This is a genomic window from Pseudomonas sp. ES1, from assembly GCF_050586605.1.
Lineage (GTDB): Bacteria > Pseudomonadota > Gammaproteobacteria > Pseudomonadales > Pseudomonadaceae > Aquipseudomonas > Aquipseudomonas sichuanensis.
In genome coordinates, this window is record NZ_JBOBDM010000043.1 from 35763 (window position 1) to 54712 (window position 18950).

Annotated in this window: 18 protein-coding genes and 1 pseudogene; 4 read left to right on the top strand and 15 right to left on the bottom strand. The window is 59.4% G+C overall.

All coding sequences use genetic code 11. The features are described from left to right. Position 1 precedes the first annotated feature (1 nt). The gene (gene phrB / locus ACQ4N9_RS18085; RefSeq protein WP_390968509.1) at positions 2 to 1444 is read left to right on the top strand and encodes a deoxyribodipyrimidine photo-lyase; all 1443 of its coding nucleotides are present in this window, start codon (positions 2 to 4) and stop codon (positions 1442 to 1444) included. Beyond that, entirely contained in the window at positions 1441 to 2127 is a 687-nt protein-coding gene (locus ACQ4N9_RS18090) for an SDR family NAD(P)-dependent oxidoreductase (protein WP_347149333.1), read from the top strand. The genes phrB and ACQ4N9_RS18090 overlap by 4 nt, the downstream gene beginning before the upstream one ends. A gap of 123 nt (positions 2128 to 2250) precedes the next feature. Here ACQ4N9_RS18090 and ACQ4N9_RS18095 read toward each other — a convergent pair whose 3' ends face one another. The 6 genes from ACQ4N9_RS18095 to hemA form a co-directional block, all read right to left on the bottom strand. After that, positions 2251 to 2769, bottom strand: a complete 519-nt coding sequence (locus ACQ4N9_RS18095; protein WP_390968507.1) for an acyloxyacyl hydrolase — start codon at positions 2767 to 2769, stop codon at positions 2251 to 2253. Between the two features lie 112 nt (positions 2770 to 2881). Continuing rightward, positions 2882 to 3679, bottom strand: a complete 798-nt coding sequence (murI, locus tag ACQ4N9_RS18100) for a glutamate racemase (RefSeq protein ID WP_390968505.1) — start codon at positions 3677 to 3679, stop codon at positions 2882 to 2884. Continuing rightward, positions 3672 to 4427: a molybdopterin-synthase adenylyltransferase MoeB gene (locus tag ACQ4N9_RS18105; RefSeq protein WP_125860352.1), complete on the bottom strand. Its 756-nt coding sequence runs from the start codon at positions 4425 to 4427 to the stop codon at positions 3672 to 3674. The genes murI and ACQ4N9_RS18105 overlap by 8 nt, the downstream gene beginning before the upstream one ends. Further along, positions 4421 to 5251, bottom strand: a complete 831-nt coding sequence (gene prmC, locus ACQ4N9_RS18110; RefSeq protein ID WP_390968503.1) for a peptide chain release factor N(5)-glutamine methyltransferase — start codon at positions 5249 to 5251, stop codon at positions 4421 to 4423. The genes ACQ4N9_RS18105 and prmC overlap by 7 nt, the downstream gene beginning before the upstream one ends. Continuing rightward, on the bottom strand, positions 5251 to 6333 hold the full coding sequence (gene prfA, locus ACQ4N9_RS18115) for a peptide chain release factor 1 (protein WP_125860356.1): 1083 nt from the start codon (positions 6331 to 6333) through the stop codon (positions 5251 to 5253). The genes prmC and prfA overlap by 1 nt, the downstream gene beginning before the upstream one ends. Next, the gene (hemA, locus tag ACQ4N9_RS18120; RefSeq protein ID WP_110994771.1) at positions 6330 to 7607 is read right to left on the bottom strand and encodes a glutamyl-tRNA reductase; all 1278 of its coding nucleotides are present in this window, start codon (positions 7605 to 7607) and stop codon (positions 6330 to 6332) included. Before hemA ends, prfA begins: the two co-directional genes overlap by 4 nt. Before the next feature lie 490 nt (positions 7608 to 8097). Here hemA and ACQ4N9_RS18125 point away from each other — a divergent pair, with 490 nt between their 5' ends. After that, entirely contained in the window at positions 8098 to 8346 is a 249-nt protein-coding gene (locus ACQ4N9_RS18125; protein WP_390968501.1) for a hypothetical protein, read from the top strand. Positions 8347 to 8501: 155 nt separating this feature from the next. Beyond that, a complete protein-coding gene (locus ACQ4N9_RS18130; protein ID WP_390968499.1) occupies positions 8502 to 8771 on the top strand; it encodes a DUF3077 domain-containing protein in 270 nt (89 codons plus the stop codon). A gap of 92 nt (positions 8772 to 8863) precedes the next feature. On the opposite strand, the gene ACQ4N9_RS18135 is transcribed toward ACQ4N9_RS18130, so the two are convergent. From ACQ4N9_RS18135 to ACQ4N9_RS18175, 9 genes and pseudogenes are all read right to left on the bottom strand, one after another. Then, entirely contained in the window at positions 8864 to 9373 is a 510-nt protein-coding gene (locus ACQ4N9_RS18135) for a hypothetical protein (protein WP_390968497.1), read from the bottom strand. A 251-nt stretch (positions 9374 to 9624) separates the two neighbouring features. After that, positions 9625 to 9996 carry an Imm50 family immunity protein gene (locus tag ACQ4N9_RS18140; protein WP_390968495.1) on the bottom strand — a complete coding sequence of 124 codons (372 nt, stop codon included), beginning with the start codon at positions 9994 to 9996 and terminating at the stop codon, positions 9625 to 9627. Positions 9997 to 10121: 125 nt separating this feature from the next. Then, positions 10122 to 10550, bottom strand: a complete 429-nt coding sequence (locus tag ACQ4N9_RS18145) for an SMI1/KNR4 family protein (RefSeq protein WP_390968493.1) — start codon at positions 10548 to 10550, stop codon at positions 10122 to 10124. A 75-nt stretch (positions 10551 to 10625) separates the two neighbouring features. Then, positions 10626 to 11126, bottom strand: a complete 501-nt coding sequence (locus ACQ4N9_RS18150) for a DUF4265 domain-containing protein (protein WP_390968492.1) — start codon at positions 11124 to 11126, stop codon at positions 10626 to 10628. An 82-nt stretch (positions 11127 to 11208) separates the two neighbouring features. Then, complete coding sequence (locus ACQ4N9_RS18155) at positions 11209 to 11829, bottom strand: hypothetical protein (RefSeq protein ID WP_390968490.1); 621 nt, start codon at positions 11827 to 11829, stop codon at positions 11209 to 11211. Positions 11830 to 12052: 223 nt separating this feature from the next. Continuing rightward, entirely contained in the window at positions 12053 to 12667 is a 615-nt protein-coding gene (locus ACQ4N9_RS18160) for an Imm43 family immunity protein (protein ID WP_390968488.1), read from the bottom strand. Positions 12668 to 12909: 242 nt separating this feature from the next. Further along, the gene (locus ACQ4N9_RS18165) at positions 12910 to 13533 is read right to left on the bottom strand and encodes an imm11 family protein (RefSeq protein ID WP_390968486.1); all 624 of its coding nucleotides are present in this window, start codon (positions 13531 to 13533) and stop codon (positions 12910 to 12912) included. Positions 13534 to 13541: 8 nt separating this feature from the next. Further along, on the bottom strand, positions 13542 to 18245 hold the full coding sequence (locus ACQ4N9_RS18170) for an RHS repeat-associated core domain-containing protein (RefSeq protein ID WP_390968484.1): 4704 nt from the start codon (positions 18243 to 18245) through the stop codon (positions 13542 to 13544). After that, a pseudogene (locus ACQ4N9_RS18175) lies at positions 18242 to 18950 on the bottom strand (type VI secretion system tip protein VgrG); the annotation flags it as partial. The gene ACQ4N9_RS18170 and the pseudogene ACQ4N9_RS18175, both read right to left, overlap by 4 nt.

The following is an 18950-nucleotide window of genomic DNA, read 5'->3' on the forward strand; positions in this document are numbered from 1 at the left end:
CATGCAATTGATCTGGCTGCGCAGCGACCTGCGCATCGACGACAACACCGCCCTCTCGGCCGCCTGCCAGCGCGGCCCTGCCGTGGCCCTGTGGATCGCCAGCCCCGGGCAGTGGCAAAGCCACGACGACGCCGCCTGCAAGGTCGACTTCTGGCTGCGCAACCTGCGCCAGCTGCACCAGTCGCTGCAAGCCCTGAACATCCCGCTGCTGATTCGCCATACCGACAGCTGGGCCCAGGTGCCTGAAGCGGTACTCGAGGTGTGCCGCCAGCACAACATCGAGGCCGTGCACTGGAACGACGAGTACGGCGTCAACGAAGCCCGACGCGACCAGGCCACCGCACGAAAGCTGGAACAGGCCGGGATCGGTGCCTACGGCCATCTCGACCAGTTGCTGTTCAAGCCCGGTAGCGTGCTCACTCGCAGCGGGCACTACTTCCAAGTATTCAGCCAGTTCAAACGGGTTTGCCTGGAGCACCTGCACCGCAGCCTGCCCGCCCGCGCCCCGCGTGTTCAGCGCCAGAGCGCCGTGGCCATCGCCAGCGACCCCATCCCTGCGCACATCGAAGGCTTCGACGGCATACCCCCTGCCCTGAGCGAGCATTGGCCGGCCGGCGAGGACGAAGCGCACCAGCGCCTGGCGCGCTTCCTCGACGAATGTGTCGAGGACTACCCACAACAGCGCGACCTGCCCGCCGTGGCCGGCACCAGCCAACTTTCACCCTACCTGGCCGCGGGGGTGATCTCGCCGCGCCAGTGCCTGCATGCCGCCCTGGCCAGCAACCAGGGTGAGTTCGACAGCGGCAATGCCGGCGTGCAGACCTGGGTCAACGAACTGCTGTGGCGGGAGTTCTACAAACACATCCTGGTGGGTTATCCACAGGTGTCCCGGCACCGCGCCTTCCGTGCCCACACCGAGGCCCTGCCCTGGCGCAACGCACCTGAAGACCTGCAAGCCTGGAAAGAAGGCCGCACCGGTTTCCCGATCATCGATGCCGCCATGCGCCAGCTGCTGCACACCGGCTGGATGCACAACCGCCTGCGCATGATCGTGGCCATGTTCCTCAGCAAGAACCTGCTGATCGACTGGCGCGAGGGGGAACGCCATTTCATGCGCCACCTGATCGACGGCGACCTGGCCGCCAACAACGGCGGCTGGCAGTGGAGTGCATCGACAGGCACAGACGCAGTGCCCTACTTTCGCATCTTCAACCCGGTCACTCAGTCGCAACGCTTCGATTCTAAGGGCGTTTTCATCCGTCACTGGCTGCCAGAGCTGCGGCACAGGGATGATAAACACATACATTTTCCGGTGAAATCCGCCGATCTGTTTGCTACAAATTACTACATCAGTCCGATCGTCGATCTCGAACGCAGTCGCCAGCGTGCATTGGACGCCTTCAAGGGTTTGTCCACCTGGCAGGATCAGAGGGAAACAATTTGAGTACTACACGCAGTTTCTGGGTAACGGGGGCTACCAACGGACTTGGTCTGGCCCTGGTGGAACGATTGCTCGACCTGGGGCAACGGGTCGCCGCAAGCAGCAGGGACTGCGAGCAACTCCAAACTTTGAGCGAACAGGTGCTTTGCCTTCCTGGCCAGTTACAGGAGGTAGGCCAGGCCGATACCGCCAGCCAGCAGCTGCAGGCGCGGTGGGGTGCGCTCGACACCTTGATCATCAACGCCGGCAGCTGCGACTACCTGGCCGACGACGTGACGGGCACCGACCTGTTCGAGATGATCGTCGCCAGCAACCTGCGCGCCGCCGAGCACTGCCTGGCGGCGGCCCTGCCCTTGCTCGCCAAGGGTGACAAACCGCAGGTGATGGTGGTCCTGAGCCGCTATTCGGCGTCACAACTGTTCGAGCCAAACCAACGGCCCAGCGGCCTCAACAGCCTGCCAAGGTGGCTGCGCAACCAACGCGCAACCCTGAAGACGTTGGGCGTGGACCTGACAGTCGTCGCGCCGCAGTCGTTGAAAACCCCGGTCACCCTGGCCCAGGCCATCCCGGAACCCTGGACCGCACAGACCGCCGCCAACGAGTTGCTGGCACGCCTGGAACAGCGCCAACCTGAACTGGTGCTTGAGGCGCTAAGCCTGAACAGCCTCTGGCCGTTGCCGAGCTGAACAGGCGGTGGTTTCAAGGTGTTCCGAAAATGCGCCTGGCTTGAGCATGCCGGGGCCGCTGCGCGTCCCTTGTGCCGCGAAAGGGGCGCGCCAGCGCCCCCAACGTTGGAAGCATGGATCGCCCTACAACGGCATGCGGTAATGCAGGGCGTAACTTTCCACCCCGTCGTTGGGCTGCTTGAACCCGGCATTGGAATAGTGGGTGGCGCGAATCCCCAGCTCATGCCCGCCCGCGAAGCGCAGGCCAAAGCCGATACGGTCCTCGAACTGGAATGACGAGCCCAACTGATTGTCTTCCAGTTCGGTGCTGGAGAATGCCGCTACACCAATCCCCGCCTCGATGTAGGGCTTGACCGACTCGCCCGCGAACTCATAGACGAACACCGGCGCGAACGACAGGCTGTGGTTGCTGGCGGTCTTGTCACCCTGCCAATAGCTGTAGGCACCATCCCAGTAGCCCGTCAGGCGCCCGACCCCGGTTTGCCACCAGCTGGCGTCCCAGTTCGACTGCAAGCCCAGCCGATAGACCCAGGTCGAGTCCCCCGTCTGCCCCAGCGAAAACGAAATGTCAGCAGCCTGCACAGCCACTGCCTGCCCCATGGAAACAGCGGCAACGGCCGCCAAGACGCACAGTTTGCGCATGCGAAACCCCTTCTTCCTGATGGTTTCCAGTGTTTGCCCAGGATGCAGGCAGAGCGGTAGAAATCGACGGCGAAACCATAGTTCCAACGGCGATTGACGCCCTTCACACTTTTTATAAGGGGAAGCTTTGCACGCTGTCGGATTTATGCCACAGCAACGGCAGGATTTTTTTCAGGGTGGCCGGGTCGGCGCTGCTCCAGAACCGGGTGGGCTGCGCCGGCCCCTCGGCGAGCAAGCCGCGCACCGCCAGCAGGCGCTGCAGCTGGCGTGCCACGGCGGCACCGGTGTCGATGATCGCCACGTCTGCCGGGACCATCTGCGCCAGCAGCGGGCGCAGGAAAGGGTAGTGGGTGCAGCCCAGGATCAAGGTGTCGCAGCCCGCGTCGAGCAACGGCTGCACGTAGCCCGCCAGCAATTGGCGCAGGACCGGGCTGGCCAGGTCGCCGGCCTCGATGCACTCCACCAACCCCGGGCAAGGCCGGGTGATCACCTGCACATCGCTGGCGAAACGGTCGAGCAAGGCAGCGAACTTGGCGCTTTGCAGCGTGCCGGTGGTGGCCAGCACGCCGACCACGCCAGAGCGGGTTGCCGCCGCCGCCGGCTTGACCGCCGGCTCCATGCCCACCAGCGGCCAGTCGGGGTACAGCTCGCGCAGGTCGGCGACCGCCGCCACGGTGGCGGTATTGCAGGCCAGGACCATCGCCTTGGCACCCTGCTCGCGGAAGAACCCGGCGATATGGCGCAGGCGCTGGCGGATGTAGTCGGGGGACTTTTCGCCATAAGGGACGTGGCCGCTGTCGGCCACATACAGCAGCGATTCATTGGGCAGCAGGCGCTGGATTTCGGCGAGCACCGACAAACCGCCGACCCCCGAATCCATCACGCCTACCGGCGCCCGCCCTTCAGCCATGGCGGGTAGCGCACACGGCGCAGGCCGGGTCGCGCTTGACCCGCAGTTCGCGCATGCGGGTGCCCAGCGCATCGATCAACAGCAGGCGCCCCACCAGCGGCTCACCGAAGCCCGCCAGCAACTTCAGGGCCTCCAGTGCTTGCAGGCTACCCACCAGCCCGACCAGCGGGCCGAGCACGCCGGCTTCGCTGCAAGTCAGCTCGGCCTCGCTGCCATGGCCGTACAGGCAGTGGTAGCAGGGGCTGTTGTCGCGCCGCGTATCGAACACCGACAGCTGGCCTTCGAGGCGGATCGCCGCGCCGCTGACCAACGGCTTGCCGGCCGCGACACAGGCGGCATTGACGGCCTCCCGGGTGCCGAAGTTGTCGGAGCAGTCCAGCACCACGTCCACCGCCGCCACCGCGGCGGCCAGCGAATCTTCATCCAGCGCCTGGCGATGGGCGACCAGGGTGATTTCCGGGTTGATCGCCTGCAGGCGCTTGATCGCCGAATCCACCTTGCTCATGCCGACACTGTCGCTGTCGTGGATGACCTGGCGCTGCAGGTTGGTGAGGTCGACGGTGTCGAAATCGGCCAGGTGCAATTGGCCAACGCCAGCAGCGGCCAGGTACAGCGCCACCGGCGAGCCCAGGCCGCCAAGGCCGATCACCAGCGCCTTGCCGTGCTTCAAGCGCAGCTGGCCGTCGATATCCACTTGCGACAGCAGGATCTGCCGGCTGTAACGCAACAGCTCCAGGTCGCTCAGCATGGCAGGCGCCCCAGGCTGATGCGCTCGTGGCCGCCCAGGTCGACACGGCTGGCGACCTCGATGAAGCCGCTGGCCGCCAGCAGCTCGCGCACCGCCGGGGCCTGGTCGTAGCCATGTTCGAGCAGCAGCCAGCCGCCGGGCAGCAAATGCTGCGGCGCCTGGGCGACGATCACGCGCAGGTCGTCCAGGCCATCTTCACCTGCCACCAGGGCACTGCTGGGCTCGAAACGCACATCGCCGGCAACCAGGTGCGGGTCGGCGGCGCTAATGTAAGGGGGGTTGCTGAGAATCAGGTCGAAGCGCTCACCGGCCAGCGCATCGAACCAATGGCTGGCGCGAATCTGCGCATTGCCCAGGCCCAGGCGCTGACGGTTGCGCTCGGCCAGCGCCACGGCTTCGTCGACACGGTCCACCGCCGTCACCTGCCAGGCCGGGCACTCGCTGGCCAAGGCCAGGGCGATGGCGCCGGTACCGGTGCCCAGGTCCAGCACCCGGGCAGGCGTGGCCGGGACCAGCTCAAGGGCGGTCTCCACCAGCAGCTCGGTGTCCGGGCGTGGGATCAGGGTGTGCGGCGCCACTTCCAGGTCAAGCTTCCAGAAGCCTTGCTGGCCCAGGATGTAGGCCACCGGCTCACCCGCGCGACGGCGCTCGATAAAGCCTGCGAACGCCTCGGCGGCCTCGCTGCTGACGATGCGCTCGGGCCAGGTGTGCAAGTAGCTGCGCGACTTGCCCAGGGCCGCGGCCAAAAGCAGCTCGGCGTCCAGGCGCTCGGTGGGCGACTCCGGCAACTGCGCGTTGCGCAGCAGGCTGGCAATGATGGTCATCAATCCCCCAGGGCGGCCAGCTGATCGGCCTGATACTCGGCCAGCAGCGGCTCGATCACCGCGTCCACACCGCCGGCGAGGATATCGTCGAGGGAATAGAGGGTGAGGTTGATGCGGTGGTCGGTCACCCGGCCCTGTGGATAATTGTAGGTGCGGATGCGCTCGGAACGGTCGCCCGAACCGACCAGCAGCTTGCGCTCGCTGGCAATGGCGTTTTGCGCGGCGCTGGTCTGCATGTCGTTGAGCTTGGCCGACAGCCAGGACATCGCCCGCGCACGGTTCTTGTGCTGCGAACGCTCTTCCTGGCATTCGACCACGATGCCGGTCGGCAAGTGGGTGATACGGATCGCCGAGTCGGTCTTGTTGACGTGCTGGCCGCCGGCGCCAGAGGCGCGGTAGGTGTCCACGCGCAGGTCGGCCGGGTTGATCTCGATCGCCACCTGCTCGTCGGGCTCGGGCAGCACGGCCACGGTGCAGGCCGAGGTGTGGATGCGGCCTTGCGACTCGGTCTCGGGCACACGCTGCACGCGGTGGGCGCCGGACTCGAACTTCAGCTTGCCGTACACACTGTCGCCTTCGACCCGGGCGATGATCTCTTTGTAGCCGCCGTGCTCGCCTTCGTTCTCGGAGAGAATCTCCAGGCGCCAGCCGCGTTTCTCGGCATAGCGCGAGTACATGCGGAACAGGTCGCCAGAGAAGATCGCCGCCTCGTCACCACCGGTGCCGGCGCGGATTTCCAGGAACACGTTGCGCCCGTCGTTGGGGTCCTTGGGCAGCAGCATGCGCTGCAGGTTCGACTCAAGGCCCACCAGTTGCTCCTTGGCCTCGCGCACTTCCTCGACGGCCATTTCGCGCAGGTCGGGGTCGGCGTCCTTGAGCAGCGCCTGGGCGCCTTCGAGGTCATCCTGGACCTTGCGCCACTCTTGATAGGCGGCGATCACCGGCTCGACTTCGGCGTATTCGCGGGAATAGGCACGGAAGCGGGTCTGGTCGGAAATGACTTCGGCATCACCCAGCAGCGCGGTGAGTTCCTCGAAGCGGTCCTGGAGCGTGTCCAGTTTGTTCAGCAGCGACGCTTTCATTGCGGGGTTTTGTCCGTCGAGCCCTCATGGAGGGCGAAGAGTTCCTGGGCCATGGCCAGTGCATCGAGGCGGCCTTCGGCAGAGAGCTTTTTCAGTTGCACGCTGGGCGCGTGCAGGAGTTTGTTGGTCAGCCCCCGGGCCAGTTGCGCCAGTACCTCTTCGGGGTTGCCGCCGTTGGCCAGCAGGCGCTGGGCCTTTTGCAGCTCTTCGTCGCGCAGGCGCTCGCTTTGTTGGCGATAGGCCTTGAGCACATCCACCGCGGCCAGCTCGCGCAGGCGCACCATGAAATCGTCGGCACCGGCCGACACCAGCTCTTCGGCGGCCTGGGCCGCGCCCTGGCGGCTCTTGAGGTTTTCCGCGACCACATCGTGCAGGTCGTCGACGGTGTAGAGGTAGACGTCATCCAGGTCGCCGACCTGCGGCTCGATGTCACGCGGCACCGCGATGTCGACCATGAAGATCGGCTTGTGCCGGCGCTGCTTCAGCGCGCTTTCCACCGCACCCTTGCCCAGGATCGGCAACTGGCTGGCGGTGGAACTGATGACGATGTCGCTGTTGGCCAGCTCCTGCGGGATATCCGCCAGCAGCACGGCGTGGGCGCCGAACTGTTCGGCCAGCATGCTGGCGCGTTCGAGGGTGCGGTTGGCCACGACGATGCGGCGCACGCCCTGCTCGTGCAGGTGGCGGGCGACCAAGGTGATGGTTTCGCCGGCACCGATCAGCAGCGCCTGGCTGCGCCCCAGGTCGGAGAAGATCTGCTTGGCCAGGCTGACCGCGGCAAAGGCCACCGACACCGGGTTCTCGCCGATGGCGGTGTCGGTGCGCACCTGCTTGGCGGCGCTGAAGGTGGCCTGGAACAAGCGGCCGAGCAGCGGGCCGACGGTGCCGGCCTCGCGGGCCACGGCGTAGGCCGACTTCATCTGGCCGAGGATCTGCGGTTCGCCCAGCACCAGCGAGTCGAGGCCCGAAGCCACCCGCATCATGTGCCGCACCGCGTCGTGCTCTTCGTGCACATAAGCGCTGGCGCGCAGTTCATCGAGGCTCAGCTGGTGATAGTCGGCCAGCCACTGCAGCACCGCATCGGCGCCGAGCTGGTCTTGCTCTATATAGAGTTCGCTGCGGTTGCAGGTGGACAGGATCGCCGCCTCGCGGCTGGCGGTCAGTCGGCAGAGCTGCTGCAGGGCATCCACCAGCTGCTCTGGGGTAAACGCCACGCGCTCGCGTACGTCTACCGAGGCAGTCTTATGGTTGATACCAAGTGCAAGAAAGGCCATGCAAGGTCGCTGGTTGGGACGTGAAGCCGATAATTGTCCTACTTCGCAGGTTTTAGAACAACCACCGTTCGCTATTGTGGCGATAGGCAGGCGGTGGCGAGGGTGGGTATCGACAGGGGCGAAGGCGAAGGCTCCCACGCTCAGGCGACCTTTTACGGGGTGGTGGGCGGTAAATGTGAATGGGAGGAATCAGATTAAGCACCTTTCCTGTAGTCCATTTCCCAAACATACTGCCAGGTCCTTTCAAGCCATTGCGGTGGTCTGGGTTGGCCTCTAGTCTCGGGCGGTCGCTGCGAAAACAGTGATCGGCTTTGACAGGCCGCCCTGAACAAACCGCATGGCTTTGCTTTTATGGCGGCTGTGCGTGGGGCACCTCCGTGTGCGCCGGTTTCTGGTTCTGTTCACCGGTCTGTCAACCCATGTACAGCTGCCACCTTCTTGTTTGACAGCTTGCGGTGGTGGTCCTTATTTCCCGAACAGGACTGTAACCATGCTAAAGATCGTCCCAGATCCACCCCACAATCATCATTCCCTTGAAGACACCCTGATCCAGTGCACCGAGTACGCCCTGTGCGCACAGGCTGTTGCGCATCAGGCCATTTCGGTCCAGCAGTCCAAGTCACCCGCGTCGATTCTGATCATGGCGTTGATGCATGAGATCGAGGCGCTGCGGGTGCTGCTCGAGTCGGCACTGATCCAGGTGCAGATGCCGCAGATGGAGCGCCGGGCGTTCCACTAGGCCGTTGGTCATGTGTCGCCTGGGCGGGCGCTATCGCGGGTGAAACCCGCTCCCACGCCACCCCCAGCACGCAGGGTTATGCCTGCATCCGTGGGAGCGGGCTTGACCCGCGATGGGGCCCGCCCAGGCACCGATCATTTCAGGGAGAGTGAGCAATGAACACAGACGACACCACGCCCCGCACCACTGCGGGCAAAACCAAGTTCTACCAAGGCGAAGGCATGACCGCCCCGCTGTTCTGTATCGAACCCGGCATCCCCTGCCAGGATGCCCGTGACCAGGCATCTGAGCTGATGGGCTGCGTGCGCGACCTGACCATAGCCGGGATCATGGAAGAGAAACCCCAACTGCTTTGGGCGTCGTACTACCTGAGCGCGCTGGCCAAGGCGTTGATGGATGATGCTGAGTTGGGGATGAAGCACTGAGTATGCGTTGCCTGGGAGCGGTTCGCTGGCTCCCAGGCGATCGCATTGAGCGCTAAAGGCGCCGAGCATATCTTCACCAGCCACGGCAATTCCTAAGGGCTACCCTGAAGCTGTTGAATCTGCGCCATCACGTTCCGATTGTGCCGTTCCCTCCCGGCAATAACCTTAAGGCCCGCATCGATCCCCCGCCGACCCTCACCGGTCGCAGCCTCGGATTGGTGCGCGAAGAAGTTCATGGCCTGCTGTGTCGTGTACTGACGCGCGACCAAGTCGCACACTCGCCAGCAAAACTCTCCGTTCTGGTATTGGGGGTAGGTGTCGCACAGCGCACGATAGATCTGCTGCTTCTGCGTGTCGTCATAGCGGTGGAACTCCCACCCCACCTCCTCCAGCAGGCGGCTCATGCCTGGCTTGTCGCACAAGGTGCTCGAAGCGAATACAGCAACGATAAAGTCGACGGCAGCCTGCGGTGTATCCGTCTCACAGGACGCATTTCCGAACGCCAGGGATAATAGGTACAGCGTTTTTCTGACCTTCGGTCCTTTTGCGGCCTGCATGGCCTCAAGGAGCTCACTGAAAGTATGTATTTCAGATTCCGCCATGAACACTCTCACTCAAGGGGTATGGAGCAGAAAAGACAGAAAAGGGGACAGATTTATTTTCCATACTCTAATTTTAAGCAACCCTAATTCCTATGCTCGATGCATATTATGGAGTCGCAATCAGATCATGAAAATAAATCTCTCCCCTTTAGCCGCCACTTTACTACTCCTCAACAGTAGCAACTACAGTCACGACCGAGACCTTACACAACGCCGGTTATTTATTAGCCTAAACTCCGGCCTTCGCAAACTCAAGCCCACCTTACATCATCTCGAGGAGTAATATCCTCAATGCTAACAAATTCAGACTCACAGAAAATCGCCCCTCCTTCAGAAACAATATTTATGGAAGCCACCCCAGCCGAACTTCTAATGTCTGGACAACAACTAAAGCCAATCCTGATCAAATTCGCCTCGAATTTTTTGATCCCAAAAAAACGCAACGAAACGGTCATTGAATTATAGCCCTTCCCGTCCCATTTCTCAGGATGCTTTTCAGGGATGCCTTTAATACAAAACAGAAACCTCACCGCATACTCTTCATGAACATACACCCCCATTAGCTCGGCGCTCGTCATATCCAAAAATCCGCCAAACATATTGACAACTTTTTCCTTGTTCAAGGCATGCTCAATCCACATATAAACCCCCCTTCAGTTTACCCCTCACCCTTCTTCATAGCCCCAGCATACATTCAGCCAGTAGACATGAATAAGTCACACCCAGATTGACTTTCCACTCAAATAATTTAGCCAGGTCGTTTAGACGAACCAATAAAATCATTGAAACTATCGGCCACCTTTACAAACCCTCCCACCTCATGACTCCACACCCCAACTACAGGTTCGCCACTGGAACCCAAGACTTCATAATTGAAACAGTAAAAATCACCAGTACCAAATTCCGCAAAAGGCAGTAACCTTGAAAAATCCTTTCCATCTTCGGAAAAAATTTCTAGCCACTCCGACCACGACCCACTATAGATTCTAACTATAGACTCCCAAGTCTTGCGCGGATCTCTACTATCAAAAACTGGAAAGATGACAAGTGCACCAAGCGACCTCCCATTATTCAATAGAAGCCACTCTGTAAACGACTCAGGAAACTGCATTTTCAGTTTCTGCTCAGCATCCTTAATGGCAGCAATCGTTGTTCCAATGATGCGAGTCTTAGACATTAAAAGCTCCTATTGAGGTGCACCACACTATGGTCGGAAAAATGTGCCTGATCCTTCACAATAAAACCGACGTGGTCAGTGGCGTGTTCCAAGCGTCGCTAGGCTCATCGCTTCCAGCAGCCGCTGTGAGTCAATACCCGCATGCTGCAAGCAAGCATCTTCATAGGCAATGGCTCCGCTTTGTGCGAGACCTTCTAGATAACAGTCAACTGCTTGGAAATTTGCCTCGGGCGGCAGATCTACAGAGAAAAGCGAGAAGGCCGAGCTCACCGAGCAACGCCCACCGAGGGCTTCGATTTCCTTAATCACTTGTGCCTTAAGGTCTTTGTCCTCGACAAAGACTCTCAGCGTGGTATGGCCTCCCTGGTGCAGGACGCTAATGGCTACGGATTCCCCATCTATCTTCTCAGCCTTGATCACGTCACCCTTGCTAACGCCATATATATAAGCGGGGACGTTATCAATCTTATATTCGCCAGCCCCGACTCTTACTCCCCATATGGCCTCCGTTGATACGGGAGGGTAGTCATCTTCATCGGAAATGAGGTTAAAAAATATTTTTTCATGGACATCCATAAAGCCCCCTGCACAATCGTTGCTACATACTTCATCGCATCCATGCACCCGACCACTTTGACCAGTCGCTTAACTCGATCGGTTACAGTGGATAAATACCTCTTGAATCACTCCCATCCAAAGAAATAAACTCAACACCTAAAACACCATGGCGCTCCGCTATTATCTTAAAATCCTCAGTACAGTAGAGCGTATCAATGTAAGGAGACAACCCACCAATCCTGAATACTGCACTATCAGGAGACCGAAGCTTAAAACGCTCAAATGATTCGACGCTGCCATACTCATCGCAGGTCATATTTGACGCCGACTCGATAACTTCGTCGCACGGGTAGGATTCGAAGACTGCTGCGTAGTAGCTGACTGGATTTTCTGCGCCCCCATCAATTATGAAATTGACTTTCTCCACATCGACAAATTTAACACCTGCCTCCAAGCAAGCGAGATAAAACTTCCCATTGATCGCATACAGGCCTCTTGCAAGCCTGCGAGCTCCGAAATAATATTTTTTGGACTTCCCTACAAGCACCATTCCTGCCGGCATTTTCTCATGCGGACGCTTACGTGTAGAATTCGCATACCAGGGGAAATATCCATACCGCACCTCATCCCAGGTCTCATATGCCTTATCAAAAAGAGCTGCATCCAGTAGACCCAATTGCGAACCCGCGTCTTTTTTTTGACTAATCACATAATGCTTCATTCCCCCTCCCGGAAAACCTAGAACCGTTGGAGTGATTTGAGTTGCGCACGTGCTTCAGATGCCTGGCTTATCAACATCTGAGGCTTTCGCTTTAAGACCTGAGGTTCGACAAGGCCAAGCGAGCTTGTTGCTAGGCTCCGTTCGAATATGACTGGAGTGATCGGCAGACCACTGGCCGTGCACATCAAGTACGTAAAGCTACGCCGCTGAGCAGAAATACTAGCTAGATTCTCCTAACCTGAGACCAAATAATGGACTCCATCGGCTGAAGAGTAATTCCTTGCAGATCTACCGCAGAATCGGCAAACCGTTCGGAACATATCAAGGTACCACTTCCAGCGTGCAATCCCTTGAAACGAAAGAGGTCCAAGCCAACTTCCTTTTTCATCACCAGTCTCTTGATTCGAAAAATCAGGCCGTCTTGTTCAATGAAGGCAGACTCTGGCGCCGCAAAATCTCGGACATCAAGTCCATCGATATAAACTGCATTATAATTTTTCTCTGAAATCTTCTGCCCACTACTATCAACAACCTCAATTGAAGCACAATCTTTAACGCCTGTGGACAACCCACTACAAACCTGGAGCAAATTATCACTTGCTATATAGAAGCCAGCAACCCCTCTAATATCAAATGAATAGCTTTCGTCTTTTGATATCAGCACCATACCCGGAGGGAATGGCGTATGTTTTTCCGAGCCTCTGCGCTCGGCATACCAAGGAAAATAGCCATACTCAACCCCCTTGCTATCCTTATAGTACTTATCATAGAGAGCCGCATTTAAAAAACCCAACGGAGCTCCTGCCGCCTCCGCTTGAGAAATCACAAAGTACTTCATCGCCCCCTCATTTTACCAACATGCTGCCATCCATGAGACCGACAAACACTTCCTAGCAACCAAACACAAAATTTTCTTTCCCAGTAACTTTATCGTCCACCATAGGTGAATCGGCCGCTCAACAAGCGCATGCAGCCGCTTTCCCAGTCAAGAGCTTACAGTCGCGCAGGAATCGGCCCGACTGCTTGAATAGGGAGGTCAGACTCCTATTCACTTCTTATCGAGCCAATCCAATAAATTTTTTAAAGCGCCACGACATCATCAGAGCAACTGCCAAGCAACGGAATAAATTCTATACCTTTTAACTCCGCCCTCTCAGCTTTTTCCTTGAAAGCCCCGGAGCAAAACAACGTACTAAAGCGAGCGCTAAGCCCCAAAATCCTGAAAACATGCGAAACTCTTTGCACATCTATCACCAGTGAAGTGAAGGCCTCAATCCGCCCATACTGTCCCTCGGTAATTTTAGACTCAGGCAACACCACATCCTTCGCCAAGTAGGACTCAAAAGTCACAAGAAAGTACTTTTCATCAACTACTATTTCGCCACTCGCATTACGCACATCTATCTCTACAGCATCACCCAATTTCACATCAAGCTCTTTGCAAACCTCAAGAAACCCATTACTCACAACATACAGATCCCGAGCAATGCTTCTTGCGGCAAACTTATAGCTCGATGATTTACCTATCAACACCAAGCCAGCCGGGAACTTTTCATGAGGCCTCATTCGAACAGCGTTCGAATACCAAGGAAAACGACCATACTCCACAGCTCTCGGATCAGCATAAAATTGATCATAAAGAATTGCGTCCAATTCACCAGTCGGGCAACCCGGTTCGCTTTTCTGCAGCATCAAATATAGCATTTTGGACCTCAACTTAGTCGGATAGGAGACACGCCTGGAACCGCAGGAGCAGCTAGTAAAGCACGGTTCCTGGTCTGCATTGCCGATATTTTGCCTTGGGCTTCAGCTTTGGAAATATTACCATTATAGAAATCTTCAGAGATATCCAGCACCTCCGCATTTACGGTAGAGCTATATGTTGAGTGGCTTCCGCAATGGTAAAACATGCGCTTCATCGCCTTGGCTTTATTATGGCTGTCTGGCATAAGGAGTCCATTTTCCTTATTATCCATCTGCCCGCCCATTCCAATATCTTCAAAGAAATCTGAGTTTTTCTTCCAGATTTCCTCAGGAATGAGGTGATGTGCTTGTAAGTGGTCGCCTGTATTTCCTCCTAAAGCCTTATTCAGCTTAGTGCTGCATAACCCTACAGGGTCTGTCCAACTGTTTGGATCCGCTACATAACCGTAAAGATTCACCCCTCCCTTATAACTGATCGGGTCTTGACTGACGAAACGTCCAGCTATGGGATCATAGTATCGATGTCGGTTGTAATGCAGCCCCGTTTCATGATCCTGGTACTGCCCTTGGAAACGAATCGGGTTGCTCAGCCCGTGCTGCTTAGCCCACTCCGAGCGCTCCTCGCGGACTTCACCCCAGGCCTTGTACTGCCCCGCCCAAGCGACATTGCCTTGCTCATCGGTCAACTCCATCGGCGTGCCGAGGTGGTCGCACTGGTACCAGGCAATCGCATCGAACGGCTGTGTTTTCACCTCCGTATGCCACAGTGGATCCTGATCGAAGTCGTACTCTCGCTGGGTCCAATCCGGTTGCTTGTGCAGGCGGATCGGGTTCTTGCGCAAGGCCTGGGCGACCGGCACATAGCTGCCCGGCTCGTACAAGTAGTGCACTGTACGTCCAGTGTCGCCCTCATCCCGTGGCGGTGAGCTTTCCCAGGCCAGGGTGTTGCCATCCCAGCCGAACAGGGTGAAGCCGCAGCCGAGTTCGCGTTGGCGTTTGGCCCGTTGCAGCTGGTTCCAGCCGGTCCCCGCTTCGGGGCGGTCCCAGAAGTGCGCCACCGAGTGTTTGTGCAGACGTCGACCCAAGGCGTCGTAGCTGTAATCGACCTTGAGCTTATCGTCGTTGTAGCTGGCCAGCCGGTCGAACAGGTCCCAGGTGAAGTGGGCATGGGAACCGTTGTGCAGGCGGTGGATCAGGTTGCCGCGTTCGTCGTATTTATAGTGGGTACCGGCATACTCACGCAGCAGGTTGTCCATCAGCTTGTTGCGACGCGGATCCGCTTCCAGCGGACGGTTCAGTTCCTGAGTCTTCTGGTCCAGCAGGTTACCGGCCGGGTCGAAGGCGAAGGTTTCCACGCCCAAGCGGCTGGTGGCCTTGAGCAGGCGGCCTACCGGGTCGTACTGGTATTCCAGTTGGCCACGGCGGCTGTCGTGGATATTGGTCAACTGGCTGGCAGCGTCGTAGCGGTACTGACGCTTGAGCAACGTGGATTGGCCGTCATGGCTGCCCAGCAGCTGCTCCTGCAAACGCCCGACCGGATCCCAGGCCTGGGTCTGCATCAACTTATTGCCCTGATGCCGCACGATTTCGCGGTGCAGGTCATCGCGCTCGTAGGCCAGCATCTCGTGTTGGTCGAGGGTCATACCAAGCAGGTGACCGCTGCCATAGGTCAGCAAGCTGACCTTATGGCCGTCCGGACGAATCGTTGCAATACGTTGGTTTAGCGCATCGTATTCGTGCTGCCACACCGCGACCATCGGCGTGCCGGTGGCCAAGTAGTACTGGTGCTCGCGGGTCATATTGCCCGCTTCGTCACGGAACCATTGCAGCTTGCTCGCGTCGTTGGTGGCCTGGATCAGCTGGCCGTTGCCATCGTAGGCAAAGGTTTCGGTCTGGCTCTGATCGCCCAGGCGGGCGGTACGCTCGGCTAACCGGCCCATGCGGTCGAGGCGCAGTTCTATACGGCGTTGGCCGACCTGGGTGCTCGCCAATCGACCGGTGTACGGGTCGTACTGATAGCGGGTGACCACGCCATCGAAACCAGTCTCTTGCAACAGGCGACCCACCGGGTCGTAGAGGAAGTTGGCCTTGCTCTCGTTTTCGTTTTCCAGCCCGATCAACCGGCCCAGCTTGTCCCAACGGTAGCGCAGGGTATGTTCTGCCGCATCGACGCGCTCTGCCAGCAGGCCGACCGCGCTGTAGGTCCAGGTGGTGCAGCGGTCGAGGGCATCGACATGCGCCAACAGGCGGCCTTCGGCGTCACGCTCAAAGTGTTCTTCGGTCTTGTCCGGATGGGTGACCTTGGCCAGTTGCCCGGCCTTGTATTCATAGGCGGTCTTGTTGCCAGCCGCATCGGCGAACTCACACATCTGGCCGAAGGCGTTATAGCTCCACTGGCTGGTCTTGCCGGAGCAGTCGGTGTACTCCAGCAGCTGCCCCGCGTCGTTGTAGGCGATTTTCTTCTCGTTGCCGATAGCATCCTTGATCGCCTTGACCAATCCGGCCGGGGTGTAGGCGAACTCGGTCTTGTTGCCCAGCGGGTCAACGGTCTCGACCAGGTTGCCGCGCTCATCGTAATCACGCAGCCATAGGCCACCCTCTGCATCACGGATCTTAATCAGCTGATCGTGGTCGTCATAGGCGTAGTGCACCACGCTGTGGTCGGCACGGATGTGCTTGAGCAGGTTGCTGCGCTCGTCGTAGGTGAAGCGATCCTGGCTGCCGTCGGGGTGGACGTGGCGGATGATGTTCTTGCGGTCATCGCGGAACAGCCATTCGGAGTTACCGTCCGGATGCTTGACGCGGTAGGTGTAGCCGAGGATGTCGTAATAGTGCTTTGTCTGCTGGCCGTGGGCGTCGGTCACGGTGGTCAGGCGGATGTGCTTGTCCCATTGCAGGCGCGTTTCGAAGCTGCCGTCGTCGGCCCATTCACGGATGGCCTTGGCCTTAGGGCTACTGCCGTCCCACTCGAGGTTGAAGGCGCGCTGAGTACGGTCGGTGTAACGGGTCACCAGGTGATGCTGGTACTGGTAGTGCCAGGCGGCGCCGTGCTCGTCCTGGGCGATGATCAGGTCGCCCTGGTCATCGTAGTGGTAGGCGCACAGCTGGCGCAGCGGCTTGCCGTCGACCACCTGCCACACGCCCTGGATGTGGCCCTGGTCGTCGAGCAGCGTACCCAGTTGCAGGTGCACCTTGGTCGGGTCGTTGTCCTCATACGTGTTGATATCGGACAACACCGGACGGCCGTTGAAATGATGCTCGTAGTGCAGCATCGCGCCAGCGCCGCTGCGCAGGACGATATGAACCAGATAGAACTGATCACCGAACCGCTCGTAGGTTTCACGCCGCTCCAGCCCACGCGTGAGGATGATCTGGGTCTCAGTGGTGCGGACCAGGCTTCGGTACTCGATCGGGTCATAGTGCGGCTTGCCCAGTTTGGGCATGGGGTACGGGTGGCTACGGCCATCGACGTCGTGGAACACCAGACCATCGTCGACCACATCGATGCAGGTGGTGAACTCGGTCAGCCAACGGGCACCCAGGCTACTGTCGTCGAGCTCTGCCAGCCGTGAGTTGTAGGTCCGCGCCCAGGTGACCGGGAATGGACCGGGCAGGCTGAAGTCGACGTGCTGCAGGGTTTCACTGCCAAGGGCGAAGTTGATGTCGCGGGTGGTCCCCGTGCAAGGACCGTTCTTGCAGCGGTTGGCCGCGTTCTTTGGCGGCGCTTCCTCGCGTTGAGTTTCGAGCTTGCCTTGCGTGGCCTGGTGCTGCGCGGTGCTGGTGGAGTTGGGTTTGATGTTGGTGTCCACCAACTGCGGATTGCGCTTGCGCCACAGCGCCACGCTAGCGGCCAGGATCAGACGCAGAGCTTCGATCGAATGCGGATTGCTGGCCGCGCCGAGCTTGAGGATTTCGCTCTTGATCTGAGGCGCCAGCACGCGCAATTTGGCTACTTGCTTGTGGCCGTAGTCCTTGGCCTCGTCACTGATCGTTGCGCTGGCGGCCATGTTGGCCACGCCCTTGCCTGCCGCCTTGGAGGCGCTCCAGGCCGCATCGAAAATGTTGTCGATACTGGCCAAAGGGTCATGCAGCAGTTGGTCTGCCGCCTTGCTCGCTTTTTTGCCGGCCTCGCCAAGGTCCTTGCCGCTGTCGAGGTCGCCATCGATCAAGGCATCCAGGCCTTTGCAGATCTCGTTGAGTATTTCCTCGCCCTTGCCACCTGCCGCAGTGAGGGTTTCCTTGAGCTTGTCTTCGGCTTGGCTGACGAAGTCATCCAGGCTACCGACGATATCGGCGTTCAGGTGCCCGACAATGATCTCGATCAGCGCGTCGCCGAGGACCTGCTTGCCTTCCTGGCGCACCATGAACAGCATCGGTCGCAGGCTCATGCGTGCGGCCGCCATACTCGGTGGAATAGGCACCACGCCGATCAGGTTGATGCCCAGGCTGACCCAGTCCCACGGGTCAGGCTTGTCACTTTCAGCCAAGGTGACGACATCGCCCAGGGCGTCGACCAGGGCGATGATGTTGCCCACCACCGGCAAGGAACCCGCGACGTTCTTGATGCGTTCGAGAGTGACATAACCGTCGCTGACGTCACGCAGCCAGGCATCGAATACTGCAGCACCACGGCCGACGTCTTCGATGTGGATGTCGCTCAGGGGAACGATGGCGACTTCGCGGCCACCGGGTTGGGAAGTCTGTTCGGTCATGAAATCAGCTCGCCTGGCATCAGGTCAGTCAGGGTGTTCAGGTTCGGTGCCTTGAAGGCGGGGAGTTTGGGTGGTGGCGGCAGCTTCGGCAGGCTGGCCATGGCCCCCTGGACTGCGGCGCCTGCCTTGCCAGCGGCGCCCAGTGCGCCAGAAGCGGCCGGCAGTGCCGAACTGGCGGCGCTCGCCAGTTGCGGTAAACCGGCCACGCCAGCCTTGAGCGCACCTTGTACCTGCTGCGCACTCTGCATTGCTCCCTGCCAGGCCTTGAGCAGGCTCATGCCGGTCTTCGCCGCGTCCATGCCACTGCTGGCCAGTCGCTTGACCGTATCCATCGCCGCGCCACTGCCATCCGGCGTCAGCGAGTCGATCATCGAATCCAGCATCGACGGCGCGCCTTCTTCGGTCACCGCCAGCTTCGGCCAGGGCAGGCCCTTGGCGAAGCTGCCGATGCTCCAGGTGTCGGCCGTGTCGAGGCCGAACTTGGCCATGGCCGGCCCTGGCGCCGCACCGGACACGGCCTTGAACCCCTGCCCGTCCAGCGTGCCCTTGAGCACCGTGCCCAGGGCATCGGTAACTTCGTAGTCGCCGGCCTTGATGCCTTTGGTGTTGGCGTACAGGTTGAACAGTTCCAGCGCGCCCTTGCCCGGCTTGGGTGGTTCGGGGAAGGTGCCGGCCAGGCTCGCCGCGCCGATATGGGCGAACTGC